Genomic DNA, 15,634 nt, shown 5'->3' on the forward strand with positions numbered 1-15,634 from the left:
CGCTTACCAGTTAGAACAACTGATAAGCGGGCTTAAATCTTCTATGCTATCTAATTATTTATTGAATCGCCTTTTTAGCAATCTGATAGACTGTTGCTGCTTGTTGACCCTTCACATTTTCAATCTGCTTATTGTTCTGCCATTTGATTTGGTTGGCAGTCGTATCCTGAGCGCTAGAATAGACCGTGACTGCCCCCTTATCGACGTCCTGATTGGTGATTTGATTTGTCTTTAGCTGCTGATTAACCTGAGCCGCTAATTTTTCCGGATCAGTCCGCAAGGTTTGAGTTGTATCAGTCACCGTTGTCACTGACCAGTTCTCCTTTTGCCAACTCACGTAAATGTGACCCATAACACCTTGTTCCGTTGCTTTGGTGCCATCGCTTAATTTCACTGTTTCACCATTATGATCTTGGTCAGAGACTGCATCCGCTGCCTTAGCCGCTGTAGACTCAGTGGTTTGCTGATAAGTAGCAGTTGGCTCAGATTGACCCGATTGCTGATAAGTCACTTTTGCGTTGGCCGTTGTTCCCGTCACTTTAGCAGCCGTAGCCGTTTGCGCACTAGTCTGAACCGTTTTAGGCACTGATAAATCCGCAGTGGTTGGCTGGTCATTACCATGAACCAGCGGACTCGCAAAGATAACTGCTGATAACAATCCCGTTACCAAGATGCCAGCTGGAATTAAAACGCGTTTTTTCATCTCGATCACTCCTTCCTACTTCGTCGCATTAGCGTTTACGTAACCCATCCAGGTGTTGCCATCGTAAAGTGAGTAGTAAACTTTCCCGTTACCGGCAGTATAAGTATATTTAGCCGTGTATGAACGACCATTCAAATTCGTGCTGTTGTACTTAGCAGTCGCGAATAGGAGACTATTCCACAGACTATAACCATTCTTCTTCAACGTCACTGTCTGATTATAAGCAGTTGGTTTCATGACCGTCATAGCGTTCTTATTAACATAGCCGACCCATTTGCCGTGTTTGTCATAGAGCGAATAATAGGTTGAACCATTGTAATGATTATAGTAGTACTTGGCCATGTAGTCGGTCCCCACTTTAGTCGTTCCTTTTTTACTTGAGAAAACTAAGTTACCCCAAATGGTGTAATTAGCCTTGGAAACGGTCACTACCTTGTTGTAACTGATAGCTCGCGATGATAGGAACCAACTGGTGTTCTTAACGTGCTTCTTGCTGGCATCCACATTTTGATTCAGCGCAGAAGAATGCCAAGCATCCGTGTACTGCCATAGAACGTGGCTCATACTTGGCTCAGCTGACTGATAGGCTGCTAACCAGTAGCCGTCATAGTTCTTCATGGACGTGGCAGCGTACTCGTTGGCGAAGCTTTGATAGGAATAAAATAAGATACGCTTGTGTGGCACCTTAGACCTTAACTCACTGTACCAAGCCGCAGTCGCACTATTAGTCGTTCCGCTAGTAACGGTCTGATCCTCATAATCATTAACGTAAAAGGCTGCAGATGGTGCACGGGAATACAGATCTGACGCTTCAGTTTTAGCGTCTGACGTACTGCTGTACTGGCTAAATGAATAGACACCGTACTTCAGGCCATACTTTTCGCATAGTGCAGCATTATTCGCAAAATCTTTGTCCTTATAGTCACTCCCATACTGAACACGCAAAATTACGAACGGAACGGTTTTCTTTAAATTCTGTACTTCGGTAGCCGTGAGCGCACCTTGCCATTCTGATAAATCCGGAATCGAAGTCCCCACTGCTGCATGTGCCGTTGTTTGAACTGCCATGGCACCGCTAAATAGCGCTAAGCTACATACGACCCATTTGAGACACGTTGTTTTTAACTGTTTTAAGTTCATCATCTATTCACCTCAAATCTACGACAACGTCATTGGGCGCGCATAACCGACCACGTGCCACCACGGTGCGGAAATCGCTTCAGTAATGACCCCGTAGTTTTGAGCGTCGATCATTTTACCGTTGCCTGCAACGATACCGACGTGGGAAATACTGCTGGTACTGCCACCAAAGAAAGCTAAGTCACCCGTCTTTATATTAGCTTTGCTGACATGGGCATATGTGTTGTATTGCGATTGAGCTGTCCGTGGCAGCGACTTATCTGCAGCTTTCTGATAAACGTACTTCGTTAATCCGGAGCAATCAAACGCACTGGGCCCATTAGCACCATAGCTATAAGGTTTACCTAACTGTTGTTTGGCATAACCTAGTACGGTTGTTGAGGTGGCACCAGTTTTTAAATAACCGTGCCAGATCCAGCCAGAAACGCTTTTGCACTTATTAGTGATGTAGTAATAAAGATATGTAACACCGTTTGATTTCTTCATATACATTTTTTTAGTGGCTTCCCAAGTGGTATTGGGATAATTCGACAACGAATGGGTCTTTTTACTGAACGTAATTGCACTGCCATTCAAACTTAAGTTGTAAGTGCCACCCTTTGTTGATTTTCTGACGTAAGTCTTGGGTGTCATATTGCTTTGACTAACTAACGTGGCATCTGCCGCACTGGCCTGCGTTTGAACACCAAAAAATAGGCAACACATAAAGCTCAATGCCATGATTAGTCCAATCCGAAGATGATATTTTCGACTCATTTAAAACACTCCCTCACTTGATTTCACTATCCACGTTACGCTGGTAATATAACGGGAGCGTTACATCAATCTTGCATAAAAATTAACAATAAGTTACGTGAAATGCATTTGCAATCATTTTGTTATAATTATAGATTGAGCCTTGTTATATCAGCTGTTTTGCTAATTTGTGTACCTTAAATGAAGCTTAAAAAGACCACTATATTTGAATAATTATAAATTAAGTATAATAAAAATGGCATTGTACCTTATTCAATGCGTCAATATGGCCTAATCATGCGTCAAAACTTAGATTCCTGCCATTTAACGCAAATAAAGCCTATTCCGAAAAGTTCGTCGGAATAGGCTTTATTCACGTTAAATTCTGGAATCTACCAAGTTTTGTCACACACTCACACAAAAAAGACGCCCCATCACTGGGACGCCCATACAGCCACTTAGCCGAAACTAAATGGGTTCTCAAAAATCCACATTTCCTTTGAACCAAGGCAGCCGCAAATCCGGCGGTGTTACATTGCCTGCTGTGCAAAAAATCACCTAGTTGCTCGCGCAAACCGCTATTGCTAGCGACGTGATATTCTCGACTCATCGCATGTAAAGTATCATAGCACGGATTGATACCAGAAGCAAATCAACATCATCATTTGTCGGTCGTTTCTGTATCCTCATCTTCGTCTTTCTTTTCCTGATTCTCTTTGATTTGATCTAACTGCTTATCTAACCACGTTGCGATGGCAGTTGCCATATCAGCTTGATGACTGACAAAATCATCTGCCGAAGCCACCTTATCAATTCGCAAGGAAGACGCATTGATATCTGGTGATTCAACAATGCTATAAACACTGATTGGTAAAGTATCATCATCCGCCAGCATCTTCTTCATGGCATTCAGATAACGTAATGGCAGATTGACCACGCTAGTTTCCAGATGTACTTGAATATCAGCATCCGTTAAGGTCAGCGTGGCCTGTGCCAATTTATTTTCGCCAATTGCTTTAACGATCATATTGACCATTGGCTCAAGCGACTTAACCGCACCATCCTTTTTGATTTCAGCTAAACTGCTACCAAAATTCTGTGTATCATAATTTTCAGCTTCAACTTCTTCAACGAAGTCCTTTACTAAACTTTCCATAGTTACCTCGATTACTTATTTTGTTTGGCTTTTTCCTGCTGCATCTTTTTAATTTCTTCCAGCTTATCATTATCACGTTTATTATCAAGCCAGTGACGATATCGGAATGCTAATATCATCCAATAGCCATTAAAGAGAATGACTAAGAAGTCTGCCAGGATAACCGCCGCTTTGATACTAAGAATTGCTTTGCTGCTAAACATCACCGTTACAATACCATTAAACAGGCCAAATGAATAGATGATGATCACCATCGCTAAGACGTAATAGCCAGAATTATGACCTAAGGCGCCCCAAATCATGGGTAATGCGTAAAGCACCAATGAAATAATAAGGGAACTGATAATAGCTTTCATCTGAAAGGGATGCCCCAACGCGACTAGCTTAGATGACATCACGAGGTTCATCGCGGAAAAAAGCACCCACGAAACGATGCCAAGTGTGATTAATTTTTGCTTAAGCATGTGATTCTCCTTAATCGTTATTAATAGTTCAAATTGTAGCATAGTTCCGCATTAAAAATACAGGTTTGCTCCGAGCAATGTGTGCTGGGGTAAACCTGTATTTGTTTTGATGTTTGTGCTTATTGGGTTGTGGTTAATGTGTTGGTAGAAAGCTGCTCGACTTTTATATAGCCAAATCGGGCTACACTAGGCAGAGAGCTGCATGTAAGTCAACTCTGGTATAAATCCAAAACCGGGATTTTTACCGGCATTAACTTAGGCTCCAGTCTCTAAACGCCTGTTTCCGCACCTTGGTTGAATCAGGCTACACTAGGCAGAGAGCTGCATGTAAGTCAACTCTGGTATAAATCCAAAACCGGGATTTTTACCAGAGTCACCTTACACTCCGCTCTCTAAACGCCTAGTTCCGCACCTAAGCCAACAAATCCACCAACTCATCCTTCTTAATGCCCATGAAGTACTGACTAATGTCCACATCAGCAAACGCCTTTTCCAAGTTTTCACGGTCATACCGGATTCCCTTTAACTGTTCCGCTAATTCGTTAGCATCCTTTGGTCCGAAGAAATCACCGAAGAACTTGATTTGGGAAATCTTACCTTGTTCTACTAAAATCCGGGCATCAATGGTACCTGAATCAAAGTGTTGACGCTTCTTTACCGTAAATTCTGGTGAAGTGCCGTAAACCCAGTCCCAGTTGTTGTAGTACTGTTCATAGATCTTATCGATTTCTTTTTGTTCATCAGGGGTAACAACGTATTCCTTATCCTTGATTTCATCCAAACTGTCTACATGGAACAATTCCTTTAACAACTTGTCACGGAATTCTGGTACCGTAATGTTTTGATATTCAGGTGCCAAGTATGGCTTCAAGTTAGTTACACGAGAACGCACTGATTTGATTCCCTTTGAAGCAATCTTATCTTCTGGCACGTTTAAGGCATCCGCAATCACGTTTTGGTCCACATCCAGCATCAATGTACCATGTGAGAAGGTCTTACCATTCTTGGTATACATTGCGTTGCCAGAGAACTTCTTACCGTCGACTAAAATATCGTTACGGCCAGAAACTTCTACTGAAGTAGCCCCCATGTCATGTAAGGCATCAACGATTGGCTGAACGAAAGACTTGAAGTCCCCGAACTGTTCAGAGTTACTATCCAGCACGAAACTGAAGCACAGGTTACCAAGATCTTGATAAACCGCACCACCGCCTGAAAGCCGACGAGTAACCGTAATGTTGTGTTCCTCAACGTATTTTTGGTTAATTTCTTCCAAAGTATTTTGGTTACGGCCAACAATGATACATGGCTTTTCATAGTAGAAAAGCACTAAAGGTTCACCGAAATCCTTATTGTTCATTAAATATTGTTCAGTAGCTAAGTTACGCCCAATATCGTGGGCTGTCATAGAAACATACCGCATGTCCAAACTTCCCTTCCAAATATTAATAACCAATCTTGTAACTTTTGTAACCGACTTTCATTTTACCATAATCATGTAAGGGGTTACAGTTTGGGCACTTAAATTGTGCACGAAAAAACCATTACCCTCGCTTTTAACCTAGAAATTGCACAAACTCGTCCAGCGTGATACCAGCAAAATAATCTCCCACGTTGACGTGAGCTAACGCCTTTCGCAGTGACGGTTGGTCATAACGAACATCCTTGAGCATTTTTGCCAAATCAACCGCGTACTTCTCACCAAAGAAATCACCGAAGAAGGTCACCTGCTTAATGCGACCCTTTTCCACTAATACTCGCGCGTCAATCGTCCCTGCATCAAAATGCTGCCGTCTCTTCACTGTGAATTCTGGTGACGTACCGTAAACCCAGTCCCAGTTGTTGTAGTAGTCATCGTAAAGCTTTTGAATCTGCTTTTTATCTTCATCCGTTAGATGATAAGCTTTGTCAGCAACTTTAGCGAGATCGTCTACGCCATAGACTTTCCGTAATATCGTGTCACGGAACTCGGCAATCGTTAAGTTTTGATATTCTGGTTTTAAATACGGTTTCAGATTAGTCACCCGCGAACGCACTGATTTGATTCCTTTAGACGCAATCTTATCCTTGGGCACGTTTAAGGCATGAGCGATAACACTTTGATCGACGTCATACATCAAAGTCCCGTGAGAAAACATTTTGTCATTCTTCACATACATCGCGTTACCGGAGAACTTCTTGCCGTTCACTAAAATATCGTTACGGCCTGATACTTCGATTGATGTGGCACCCATCTCTTTTAGCGCATCAACAATGGGCTTAGTAAAGGCTTTAAAATCACCAAACCGTTCGTCATCGCGATCCACCACGAAGCTAAACGATACGTTTCCTAGATCGTCATACACAGCACCACCGCCGGAAAGCCGTCGTGTCACTTGAATATTATGTTTTGCCACGTAATCTTGATTAATTTCCTCTAAGGTATTCTGATTACGGCCAACGATAATGCAGGGCTTTTGGTAGTAAAACAGTAAAATAGGTTCATCAAAGTCTTTATTATTCATCAGATATTGTTCAGTCGCTAGATTATAACCGATATCTTCTGTTTCCATATTGTAATAGTACATACAGCAGCTGCTCCTTCAAATGGTTTTACTCTTAGTTTACCGCATTATAGGCAAAATGAAACCGCTGTAATTAGCTTTATACTAATTACAGCGGTCCCTTAATGACGGCCGTAGTCGCCAATCAGTTCTATACTATTATTATGTAACCTCACACCTAAAATAACAACGATTTAGCCCACGAAAAGACTTACAAATATAGTGCAAAATATGAAAGCTTTGAAATGACTTAGCTTTTCTTCTTTATCCACTAGTCAATTGACTATTATGCCGATCCAGCAATAACAAGTTTTCATTTTCCTAATACTAATGGCTAAATTATGGTAAAATGAAGGGTGAAGTACTAGTGGTTCGTTTTGTTGGGCAAAACCATGGCGTGCTTACGAAAAGGTTTTATGATGGATTTATTATTTGTGAGGGAGTGGCGTATATGGACCAGCAATACAATAACATTCTTGCACCGGTTGATGGATCGAAAGCCACTGATCCGGTGTTAGACAAAGCAATCGAAGTCGCTAAGTTAAACGATACTCATTTGGATATCTTAAACGTCTTGGAAGTTAACCAGTTTAGTGACACTTACGGTGGTGCCGTTAGTGGCGACGTGATCTACAAACTTTCAGAAGACGTGCAAGCACGTTTAAACGAGTTAAAACAAAAAGCCTTGGACGCAGGGGTTAAGTCAGTTGATATTCACGTTCGGTTTGGTAATCCTAAACCCGTTATCGCCCGTGAATTTCCAGCTGATCATGATACTCAACTCATCGTCATTGGTTCAACTGGTTTAACTGCCGTTGAACGTTTGATGATTGGCTCGGTTACCAACTATGTCAGTCGTTCTGCTGTTTGCGATGTCTTAATCGTTAAACCAGCTGAATTGGCGAAGTTAAATAAGAAATAATTTGTTAGACACCAAGCACCCTTGCCCATTCTCGGGTAAGGGTGCTTTTTTGGAGGTACTTTCATGGCTCAACCCACACAATGGCAGTTCACAGCACAACTCCCACGCGACTTTCAGACCAAGACGTTGCGCCAGCTACTTATGACAAACTGGTATCTGCCAAAGCACTTAGTATTTAGTCTAAAACACGGTAAACGAGTATTGGTAAACAACCAATATCTCCCAGTCAATTTTGACGTACATCCGGGCGACCGTATCAACCTGACGTTTCTAGCAACTGATTTTGAGCATCCGTACTCAAACGTTATACCCGATAGTGCTGCCACCGTTAAAGTGCTGTATGAGGACACCAACTTACTGGTGGTCAACAAAACTCAGGGCAGCAAAACTCATCCCAACCAGCCTGGCGAAGTCGGCACAACCTTGAATCACGTTGCTGCTTATTTAGCACCAAAAAATCAGCAACCATACGTTATCAACCGACTGGATCAAGAAACCAGTGGCGCATTACTCATCGCCAAAAATCCAGCAGTCGTGCCCGTTTTAGTTCGCTTAGTTAAGAAAAAATTAGTTCGCCGTACATATTTGACGTGGGTTCACGGCCGCCTCAATAGTTCACAGGGCCTCATTGCAATGCCGATTGGCCGCAATTTAGCTGATAAGCGAAAACGGCAGCTAAATGGTGACCATCCGCAAATGGCCATTACTCGTTACAAAGTTATCAGTCGTAAGCCAGATGCCACTTTAGTTGCCGTTCAACTGCAAACCGGTCGCACCCACCAGATTCGAGTCCACTTTGCCGGCCTCGGCCATCCAATCGTTGGCGATCCACTATATGCTAATGACCCACGACAGCAACGACTATTACTGCACAGTTGGCAGTTACGCCTACCGCTACCTTTTTCATTTAACCATATTATGCTAACAGCCAGTGTGCCAGAGCCTTTTCGGCAGTTTGAACAACAACCGTTCAAATAGAGCCAACCGTTATTTTTTGATTTGAAATAACGATTGGCTCTATTTTTTCATTTATAAGCCACTCCCTTACGCAGTCTCTGCCAAAAATGGCTTTCATCCGCCTGTAAAATCAGCCCCTTATAAATACTGCTGATATACCAGGTCAAACCGATGATCGTCAGAATTAAAAGTCCAAGTGAGATGCTAATTTCCATTAAACTGGCTGACTGATTAATAATCCGTAACGGCATGAAGTACGACGAGAAAAATGGCACATAGGACATGATTTTGACAACCAAAGCATCCGCATTATTCTGAAATGGGAAAGTCGCAAAGAACGCAATCATACTCAGGTAAACAGCCGGATACGCCGCCTTTGAAGCATCTTCAGCCTTAGAAACTAACGCACCGCTAAAGGCCGCTAATATCGTGTAGATAATCACACCCAAGAATAAGAACAACAAATTGACGTTGACGAGATTATGAACCACCTGATCAACTAACGAACCGTACTGATCAAAGAATGGTTTGGCCATATTCATTTGTTTAGCAGCTATCAAACTGATCCAGCCACCAATCAGGTATACCAATAATTGAGTCCCAATCACCATTAGCACACCGAGGATCTTACCGCAGAAATACTTAGCCGCTGTGGTGCTGGAAAAGACCATTTCCATCACTTTAGTCCCCTTCTCGGAAGCAATTTCCTGCGCAGTAATTGACGAGTAGGTCGTCAAAATCATGTAGACCATGAAGACTAGGATCCAGAACGAAACGGTGCGAGCAGTTTTGACTAGGCCATCACGTTTCTGAATAACCTGCTTAAAAGTTGGCTGAAGAGATAGCTGCTGGAGTTGCCGGTGAGTCAGCTTAGCTTGAGCCACGTTATTTTGCGTCTGCAGCTTACTCAAGAAACCCGTCAGTTGTGTCTTGTCGGAAGCTGACATCGCCTCTTTACCATGGTAAACCGCACGATACTGAATACCTTGGCTTAAAGTCACGTAGCCACTGATATCATTTGCTTTAAGTGCATGCTTAGCCGCTGCTTCAGTGGTTAATTTAGTATCCACTTTATCCTTACCAGCGACTTTGATATAGGCTTGCCGCAGTGCTGGCTGATCAGCTACCACCGCGATATCGTTACCATCAGTCGCTGAGTTAGCAGAGATAAAGCCCACGCCAAACGACACCAGCAGCATAATAAATGGTGACAGCACTAAGATGACAAAACTCCACGATTTCACCTGACGTAAATAAGTGGTCAGTGTCACGATCCACATCTTTTTCATCTGGGGTCACCCGCTTTCAATCGAAAAATCTCGTCTAGGGTTGGCGGTTGTTGACTGAATTCCTCCATATATTCACCGTTTGACAGTCGCTGAAAGATCTCCCTGCCAGCTACCGGATCATCCACTCTTAAGCGATAACGCTGATGTGAAAGTGCCGTCACTTCTACCACGTGAGGTAACTGTGATAATTGCACGGTTGACCAATCCGTAGTGACAAAAATTTCATTTTTACCAAACTGTTCACGAATGGAACGAATCTCGCCGTGCAGTACCATCTCACCCTTACGCATCATGACTAACTCGTCGCAAAGTGCTTCCACGTTGCCCATATCATGACTGGAAAAGATGATCGCTGCACCGTCTTTCTTAGCGTTTAAAATTGCCTGCTCCAAAATATCAACGTTTACGGGATCCAGACCACTAAAAGGTTCATCTAGAATAATCAGCGATGGTCGATGAATCAGCGTACAAATCAACTGAACTTTCTGCTGATTACCTTTGGATAAGGACTTGATCTTATCGGTCTTTTTCCCTTTCACTTCGAACCGTTGCATCCACTGATCAATAGCCGGTTTAATCTGCTTGGCAGACTTACCCTTTAAACGCGCTAAGTACAGAATCTGCTGTTCAACCGTCATCTTAGGCATTAGACTGCGTTCTTCGGGTAAATAACCAATTTGATTGAAAACCTGCTCGTTGATTAGCTGACCATTCCAAGTAATCTGGCCGTCGTAATGAATGAAACTTAAGATGCTATGAAACGTAGTTGATTTACCAGCGCCGTTTTGACCAATTAAACCTAAGATTTCGCCTTTTTCTACGTTATAGGTGACGTCATTTAAGGCCTGTAAATCGCCAAACCGCTTAGACAAGTGTTCGATTTTTAGCATGCTAGCTGCCCCCTTTTTCCGTGCGTCCAATCTTATGTTTATCATACCAAATCAACCGAAACATTTGGCCAAAATAAGTGGTAAAGGACAAAATATGAGGTCATCATTTTGGTAAATTTAAATTAAAAAAGTTACAAAAAAACTTAGTTTCATTCTAATCTAGGTTCCTATTAGTGGATGATGGTATAGTATAACTACAAAATCATTCATTGTTTCACATCTGCAACCACCGCAAATTTGATACATATCTAACCTTGGAGGATATCCCTTGAAAACGAAAATTTTATTAGTAGAAGACGAAGCGGCTCTAGCTGACTCCTTAACAACCGAATTTGAACTGGAACTTGATAATGTAGAAGTGATTTGGGCTAAAGATGGTCTGGAAGCACTAGATAAGTTTCGGGATAATCAGGCAAACCTAGGCTTAATTGTGCTGGATTGGATGCTACCGCGCCTTGATGGCTTCAGTGTGCTACGACGAATTAGAAAAACCAGTCAAGTCCCGATTATTATGCTGACTGCTCGGGATTACATCGGTGATAAAGTTGCGGGGCTAACTGGCGGGGCTGATGACTATGTCACTAAGCCATTCGAGATGGAAGAACTGATTGCCCGTGTCGAGGTGGCATTACGCCACAGTGTGCCAGCGCAGGAAACCACCAAAGTTTATACCGTCTCAGATTTAACTGTCGATACTGAAAATAAGCGTGTTTCGCATAACGGCAAGATTATTCCGCTAACTCAACGAGAATATGAGCTTCTGGTCGTGTTAATTACTCATGAAAATGAACCCTGCTCACGTGAATCACTCTTGGATAGCGTCTGGGGCGTAGATTTTGACGGCCAGCCAAATATTTTGGATGTCTACATCAAAAACTTACGTACTAAGATCGATTCAGTTCACAACCAGCAAAAATTAATCCACACCGTTCGAGGCGTCGGCTATATGCTGTCTGAAAACGTCCAAGAAAGGTGAGCAACATGAAAAAAGGAAAGCAGCGTAATCAATCAAGCGCAGCTATCATGCTCCGAAGCCTGATGACCATGGTGGTCGTTCTCACCCTTGCCTTAGGATTGATGACTATTTTAGCGGTAGGCCATCAGTTATTAAGAGAAGTCGGCTCGAATACCATAAACATTACTAACAGCCTCATCAAAGTCAATATTGATGGCGATGATGACTGGAAAAGCTGGCGTAAAAACAGCACGTTAGATACCAGTGCAAGTTATGTTTACGTTCATAATCGCCGCGCAGATGCTAAAACTGAATATTACTTTTCACCTAATGCGCGTGATCTTCTAAAAGTTAAACCGGTAAAAATACCTTTAGTACCACACGTTTACTATCGTCCCGGCTTTGGTTTTCTATACCACCGGCTAGTCCATGCCCGTGGTATCACTTACACCCTTTGGCAAAATATGTACTCCCAGTTGGCTGTACTCTTCCGGGTCATTGAAGTAACAGCATTTTTACTCATTTTGACCGTGCTTGTGGCACCACTTTATATTCGTCGACTGACCAAACGGCTGACTGATCCCGTGTCGAGTCTTTCTAGAACGACTAAAGTGATTGCTGCCGCCAAAGAACCAGGCTCCATGAAATTGCCCGTCCCTAATCGGCCAATGGAAGTTAGCGAACTGGCTACCAACTTTAATGAATTATTGGGTAAACTGGACAAACGACAAGAACAGCAGAAACTCTTCGTTATGAATGCTGCCCATGAATTACGGACACCGATTGCGACCATTCGCAGCCATGCGCAATTGATTGAACGTCATGGCAAGGAGCACCCCGAGATCATCGAAAAATCAGTCCGCTATATTACCGAAGAATCCCGCCAAATGCAGCAGCTGATTGAAGAATTACTGGCGTTATCGCGAGCTGATCGATTAGTGCTGGAAGTTCAACCGCTCGATTTAAGTGCGGTTGTGGCAAATACCGTTCAGAAAATGACCGACACGTTCCCGCAAACTTTCAAAACTGAGATAGCGCCAAATGTGCACCTCACTGGTAACGAAAATGCGATTGAGCAAATTCTCAACAGCATCTTAACCAACGCTTCGAAATATTCACCCAAAGACAGTACGATTGAAATCAGTCTTGTTCAAACGAACGACGGTGGTTCGCAAATCGCCATTAAAGACCAGGGCCGAGGCATCAGTGATGAAGACAAGGCACACATCTTTGAACGTTTCTATCGGGGTGCGGATGTTCGCGGTTCCGTTTCGGGGACTGGTCTTGGATTGGCAATCGCTGCACAATTAACAGAACTTCTCGGCGGTGAGCTAAGCGTTAAAGATAACTACCCAACTGGCACGATTTTTACTTTAGAAATTGCATCTAGGCCAGCCTGAATGCAAGATACTTTAAACCTACAAAAAACTTCTCAAATTTTTTTGAGAAGTTTTTTTGTACTTTTTAAGTGAATTCTGAATTTTCTTCAGATAAAAAGCCTAACGCCGCAATATTTACCATCATTTAACTAAAAAAAATTGAGTTTTAATTGAGTTTTTATAGGTGGGCAGCACATACAAATCCGTCTATTCTGATTACATTATCAACCGACGAAAGTCTGGATAAGAAGGGGGACTCATTTATGTCCATATTAATACTTACCACCTTATTACCACACCTGATCAGCCAATTTGGCAACCTTGTCTACGTTGGCCTATTCGCCCTAATCTTTATCGAGACCGGCGTTGTTGTCCTACCGTTCCTGCCTGGGGATTCGATTCTGTTTCTATGCGGATCACTCGCAGCATTGAGTACCCATTCACTCAATATCGGTATCCTCATACTCACACTTGGCCTTGCTGCCATCCTAGGTGATTCCCTAAACTTTGAAATTGGTAAACATTTCGGCAAAAAACTGTTTCAACATCGGTTGCTTAGCCGTTTTATTAAACCCGAATATTTAACTCGCTCCGAAAAATTCTATCAAAAACACGGTAAATCAGCTATTTTCCTTGGCCGCTTTATTCCCATCATCCGGACCTTTACACCATTCACAGCTGGGATGAGCAACATGCGACATCGCGATTTTATTATCTACAACGTTTTAGGCGCAGTGTCATGGATCTTAATCACTCTTGGTTCTGGCTTCCTACTTGGCAATAACGTGATCGTCAAAGCCCACTTTGAGCCCATCATGCTTGCGGTTGTCGGTATTTCAATGATTCCAGCCGCCATTTCAGTTCTGCGGCATCGTGGAGGTGCAGCAAATGCCAGCTAGGCAAAAAAATCTCGTTGGTGCAGGGTTCCTGATTGTCTTCACCTATCTAGCCTATTGCGTGGTTACTCACGCAGTTTGGCTACAGCAATTTGATTCAGCTACCGCAACATTATTAGCAGGAATCGTGACCCCAGCGAACTCAATCGTTTTTAAAGCCATTGCATTCCTAGGTAGTCCAGCAACGGTGATCGGTATCACTTGTATCCTCTGTCTCTGGCTTTGGATTAGGCACAGCGTAATCTTGAGCCTCTGGATTGGCGGTCTTCAACTGTTTGGTTCTGCTATCGCTGAAATAATCAAGAAAATCGTTGCCAGACCTCGACCGTTACACCAATTAATTCCTGACACTGGATTCAGTTTTCCAAGCGGTCATACCTTTTGCACAGCTATTTTCGTTTTTACCATCCTCATGCTTGTTCTACCATCAATCAAAAAACGTAATTGCCAAATCGTAGCAATCATAGCCGGCATTATCTGGATTATGTTTGTCGCAATCTCCCGTGTTTACTTCCGAGACCACTTTGCTTCTGACGTGATTGGCAGCGCCCTGCTAGCATCAGGTTATTGGCTTCTGATTACGCCCTACGAAACTCAAATTAAAAATTTAATCGGTAAATGTTTACCGGAAAGGATTCAATCATTATGAACACTCAAAAACTAACTATCGTGATTCCAGCCTACAACGAAGAAGAAATTCTCGTTAATTCAGTCCATCGTCTAATCGATATTGAAGACCAGATTGCAGCAAAGGAAGCACAAGGACTCCAAGGAATCCGTGCTGATATTTTAATTGTGGACGATGGCTCCAAGGATCGAACTTGGGAACTGGTTGAACAGTTACATCAAGAAAATTCTCGCGTTAAGGGGCTCCGTTTTTCCCGTAATTTCGGTCATCAGCCAGCTTTGATTGCCGGTTTAAATGAAGCCGTTAAAACTGCTGATATGTTAGTCACTATTGACGCTGATCTTCAAGATGATCCGGACAAAATCCCAGAGATGGTTGAATTGTACGCTGGTGGTGACGACATCGTCTACGGTGTTCGCAATAACCGCGACTCTGATTCCTGGTTCAAACGTACTACGGCTCAAGGCTACTACCGAACACTCCATATGCTAGGTGTCGAATTAGTCCCCAACCACGCTGATTTCCGCCTCATGTCAAAACGGGCCGTACAGACTCTCCTGGACTACCCTGAACGCAATATGTTCATCCGTGGCATTATTCCAAAGTTAGGCTTTAAAACGGGGCGCGTTGAATACAAACGAACCCCGAGAATGGCTGGTGAATCAAAATACCCGCTTAAAAAAATGATTGCCTTCGCTTGGGATGGCATTACGAGTCTTACCATCGCGCCCGTGCGTTTGATCTTGATTCTCGGAACAATCGCTTGTCTCTTAGCAATGGGCATGGTTGCGTATGCTGTTATTTTAAAGATCTTAGGTCTGACCGTTCACGGCTGGTCTTCCCTCATGGTTTCAATGTGGTTCATGGGTGGTGTGCAGCTAATCAGTTTAGGTGTCATTGGCGAATACATTGGCAAACTAACGACGGAAGTAAAGGACCGTCCAAGATACACGATTCAAACCATCTTAGAGTAGGTG

At 43.0% G+C, this 15,634-nt stretch carries 16 protein-coding genes; 7 read left to right on the forward strand and 9 right to left on the reverse strand.

Going from position 1 to position 15,634, the window contains the following annotated elements:
- Positions 1 to 58 precede the first annotated feature (58 nt).
- The 7 genes from CES82_RS06505 to lplA (CES82_RS06535) all read right to left on the reverse strand — a co-directional run bounded on the left by CES82_RS06505 (position 59) and on the right by lplA (CES82_RS06535) (position 6,765).
- On the reverse strand, positions 59 to 703 hold the full coding sequence (locus tag CES82_RS06505; protein WP_098824656.1) for a hypothetical protein: 645 nt from the start codon (positions 701 to 703) through the stop codon (positions 59 to 61).
- 15 nt (positions 704 to 718) lie between these two features.
- Positions 719 to 1,846 (reverse strand): GH25 family lysozyme, encoded by a 1,128-nt coding sequence (locus CES82_RS06510; RefSeq protein WP_098824657.1) that lies wholly within the window; start codon positions 1,844 to 1,846, stop codon positions 719 to 721.
- 15 nt (positions 1,847 to 1,861) lie between these two features.
- On the reverse strand, positions 1,862 to 2,599 hold the full coding sequence (locus tag CES82_RS06515; protein WP_225364857.1) for a C40 family peptidase: 738 nt from the start codon (positions 2,597 to 2,599) through the stop codon (positions 1,862 to 1,864).
- A 640-nt stretch (positions 2,600 to 3,239) separates the two neighbouring features.
- Positions 3,240 to 3,734: a hypothetical protein gene (locus tag CES82_RS06520; protein ID WP_098824659.1), complete on the reverse strand. Its 495-nt coding sequence runs from the start codon at positions 3,732 to 3,734 to the stop codon at positions 3,240 to 3,242.
- Between the two features lie 11 nt (positions 3,735 to 3,745).
- Positions 3,746 to 4,198, reverse strand: a complete 453-nt coding sequence (locus CES82_RS06525) for a hypothetical protein (protein ID WP_098824661.1) — start codon at positions 4,196 to 4,198, stop codon at positions 3,746 to 3,748.
- A gap of 412 nt (positions 4,199 to 4,610) precedes the next feature.
- Complete coding sequence (gene lplA / locus CES82_RS06530; RefSeq protein WP_098824663.1) at positions 4,611 to 5,621, reverse strand: lipoate--protein ligase; 1,011 nt, start codon at positions 5,619 to 5,621, stop codon at positions 4,611 to 4,613.
- Between the two features lie 133 nt (positions 5,622 to 5,754).
- Positions 5,755 to 6,765 (reverse strand): lipoate--protein ligase, encoded by a 1,011-nt coding sequence (lplA, locus tag CES82_RS06535; RefSeq protein ID WP_098824665.1) that lies wholly within the window; start codon positions 6,763 to 6,765, stop codon positions 5,755 to 5,757.
- Between the two features lie 427 nt (positions 6,766 to 7,192).
- Between lplA (CES82_RS06535) and CES82_RS06540 the strand changes: the two genes are divergently transcribed.
- Positions 7,193 to 7,663 (forward strand): universal stress protein, encoded by a 471-nt coding sequence (locus tag CES82_RS06540; RefSeq protein ID WP_098824667.1) that lies wholly within the window; start codon positions 7,193 to 7,195, stop codon positions 7,661 to 7,663.
- A gap of 63 nt (positions 7,664 to 7,726) precedes the next feature.
- The gene (locus CES82_RS06545) at positions 7,727 to 8,641 is read left to right on the forward strand and encodes an RluA family pseudouridine synthase (protein WP_098824669.1); all 915 of its coding nucleotides are present in this window, start codon (positions 7,727 to 7,729) and stop codon (positions 8,639 to 8,641) included.
- A 47-nt stretch (positions 8,642 to 8,688) separates the two neighbouring features.
- Here CES82_RS06545 and CES82_RS06550 read toward each other — a convergent pair whose 3' ends face one another.
- Positions 8,689 to 9,909 carry an ABC transporter permease gene (locus CES82_RS06550; protein WP_098824671.1) on the reverse strand — a complete coding sequence of 407 codons (1,221 nt, stop codon included), beginning with the start codon at positions 9,907 to 9,909 and terminating at the stop codon, positions 8,689 to 8,691.
- Positions 9,906 to 10,799 (reverse strand): ABC transporter ATP-binding protein, encoded by an 894-nt coding sequence (locus CES82_RS06555; protein ID WP_098824673.1) that lies wholly within the window; start codon positions 10,797 to 10,799, stop codon positions 9,906 to 9,908. The genes CES82_RS06550 and CES82_RS06555 overlap by 4 nt, the downstream gene beginning before the upstream one ends.
- A gap of 268 nt (positions 10,800 to 11,067) precedes the next feature.
- Here CES82_RS06555 and CES82_RS06560 point away from each other — a divergent pair, with 268 nt between their 5' ends.
- The 5 genes from CES82_RS06560 to CES82_RS06580 all read left to right on the forward strand — a co-directional run bounded on the left by CES82_RS06560 (position 11,068) and on the right by CES82_RS06580 (position 15,631).
- A complete protein-coding gene (locus tag CES82_RS06560) occupies positions 11,068 to 11,775 on the forward strand; it encodes a response regulator transcription factor (RefSeq protein WP_098824674.1) in 708 nt (235 codons plus the stop codon).
- Between the two features lie 5 nt (positions 11,776 to 11,780).
- Complete coding sequence (locus CES82_RS06565; protein ID WP_098824676.1) at positions 11,781 to 13,154, forward strand: HAMP domain-containing sensor histidine kinase; 1,374 nt, start codon at positions 11,781 to 11,783, stop codon at positions 13,152 to 13,154.
- Between the two features lie 242 nt (positions 13,155 to 13,396).
- The gene (locus CES82_RS06570) at positions 13,397 to 14,032 is read left to right on the forward strand and encodes a VTT domain-containing protein (protein ID WP_098824678.1); all 636 of its coding nucleotides are present in this window, start codon (positions 13,397 to 13,399) and stop codon (positions 14,030 to 14,032) included.
- Positions 14,022 to 14,678: a phosphatase PAP2 family protein gene (locus CES82_RS06575; RefSeq protein WP_098824680.1), complete on the forward strand. Its 657-nt coding sequence runs from the start codon at positions 14,022 to 14,024 to the stop codon at positions 14,676 to 14,678. Before CES82_RS06570 ends, CES82_RS06575 begins: the two co-directional genes overlap by 11 nt.
- Complete coding sequence (locus CES82_RS06580) at positions 14,675 to 15,631, forward strand: glycosyltransferase family 2 protein (protein ID WP_098824682.1); 957 nt, start codon at positions 14,675 to 14,677, stop codon at positions 15,629 to 15,631. The genes CES82_RS06575 and CES82_RS06580 overlap by 4 nt, the downstream gene beginning before the upstream one ends.
- Positions 15,632 to 15,634 lie beyond the last annotated feature (3 nt).

This window comes from Secundilactobacillus silagincola (assembly GCF_002583405.1).
GTDB lineage: Bacteria > Bacillota > Bacilli > Lactobacillales > Lactobacillaceae > Secundilactobacillus > Secundilactobacillus silagincola.

What these genes read in the sequence shown, in the direction of transcription:
- CES82_RS06550 (WP_098824671.1), bottom strand. Translation starts at nt 9,909, where the DNA reads ATGAAAAAGATGTGGATCGTGACACTGACCACTTATTTACGTCAGGTG.
- CES82_RS06545 (WP_098824669.1), top strand. Translation starts at nt 7,727, where the DNA reads ATGGCTCAACCCACACAATGGCAGTTCACAGCACAACTCCCACGCGAC.
- CES82_RS06580 (WP_098824682.1), top strand. Translation starts at nt 14,675, where the DNA reads ATGAACACTCAAAAACTAACTATCGTGATTCCAGCCTACAACGAAGAA.
- lplA (WP_098824663.1), bottom strand. Translation starts at nt 5,621, where the DNA reads ATGCGGTATGTTTCTATGACAGCCCACGATATTGGGCGTAACTTAGCT.
- CES82_RS06565 (WP_098824676.1), top strand. Translation starts at nt 11,781, where the DNA reads ATGAAAAAAGGAAAGCAGCGTAATCAATCAAGCGCAGCTATCATGCTC.
- CES82_RS06515 (WP_225364857.1), bottom strand. Translation starts at nt 2,599, where the DNA reads ATGAGTCGAAAATATCATCTTCGGATTGGACTAATCATGGCATTGAGC.
- CES82_RS06525 (WP_098824661.1), bottom strand. Translation starts at nt 4,198, where the DNA reads ATGCTTAAGCAAAAATTAATCACACTTGGCATCGTTTCGTGGGTGCTT.
- CES82_RS06540 (WP_098824667.1), top strand. Translation starts at nt 7,193, where the DNA reads ATGGACCAGCAATACAATAACATTCTTGCACCGGTTGATGGATCGAAA.
- CES82_RS06575 (WP_098824680.1), top strand. Translation starts at nt 14,022, where the DNA reads ATGCCAGCTAGGCAAAAAAATCTCGTTGGTGCAGGGTTCCTGATTGTC.
- CES82_RS06570 (WP_098824678.1), top strand. Translation starts at nt 13,397, where the DNA reads ATGTCCATATTAATACTTACCACCTTATTACCACACCTGATCAGCCAA.
- CES82_RS06520 (WP_098824659.1), bottom strand. Translation starts at nt 3,734, where the DNA reads ATGGAAAGTTTAGTAAAGGACTTCGTTGAAGAAGTTGAAGCTGAAAAT.
- CES82_RS06505 (WP_098824656.1), bottom strand. Translation starts at nt 703, where the DNA reads ATGAAAAAACGCGTTTTAATTCCAGCTGGCATCTTGGTAACGGGATTG.
- lplA (WP_098824665.1), bottom strand. Translation starts at nt 6,765, where the DNA reads ATGTACTATTACAATATGGAAACAGAAGATATCGGTTATAATCTAGCG.
- CES82_RS06510 (WP_098824657.1), bottom strand. Translation starts at nt 1,846, where the DNA reads ATGATGAACTTAAAACAGTTAAAAACAACGTGTCTCAAATGGGTCGTA.
- CES82_RS06555 (WP_098824673.1), bottom strand. Translation starts at nt 10,799, where the DNA reads ATGCTAAAAATCGAACACTTGTCTAAGCGGTTTGGCGATTTACAGGCC.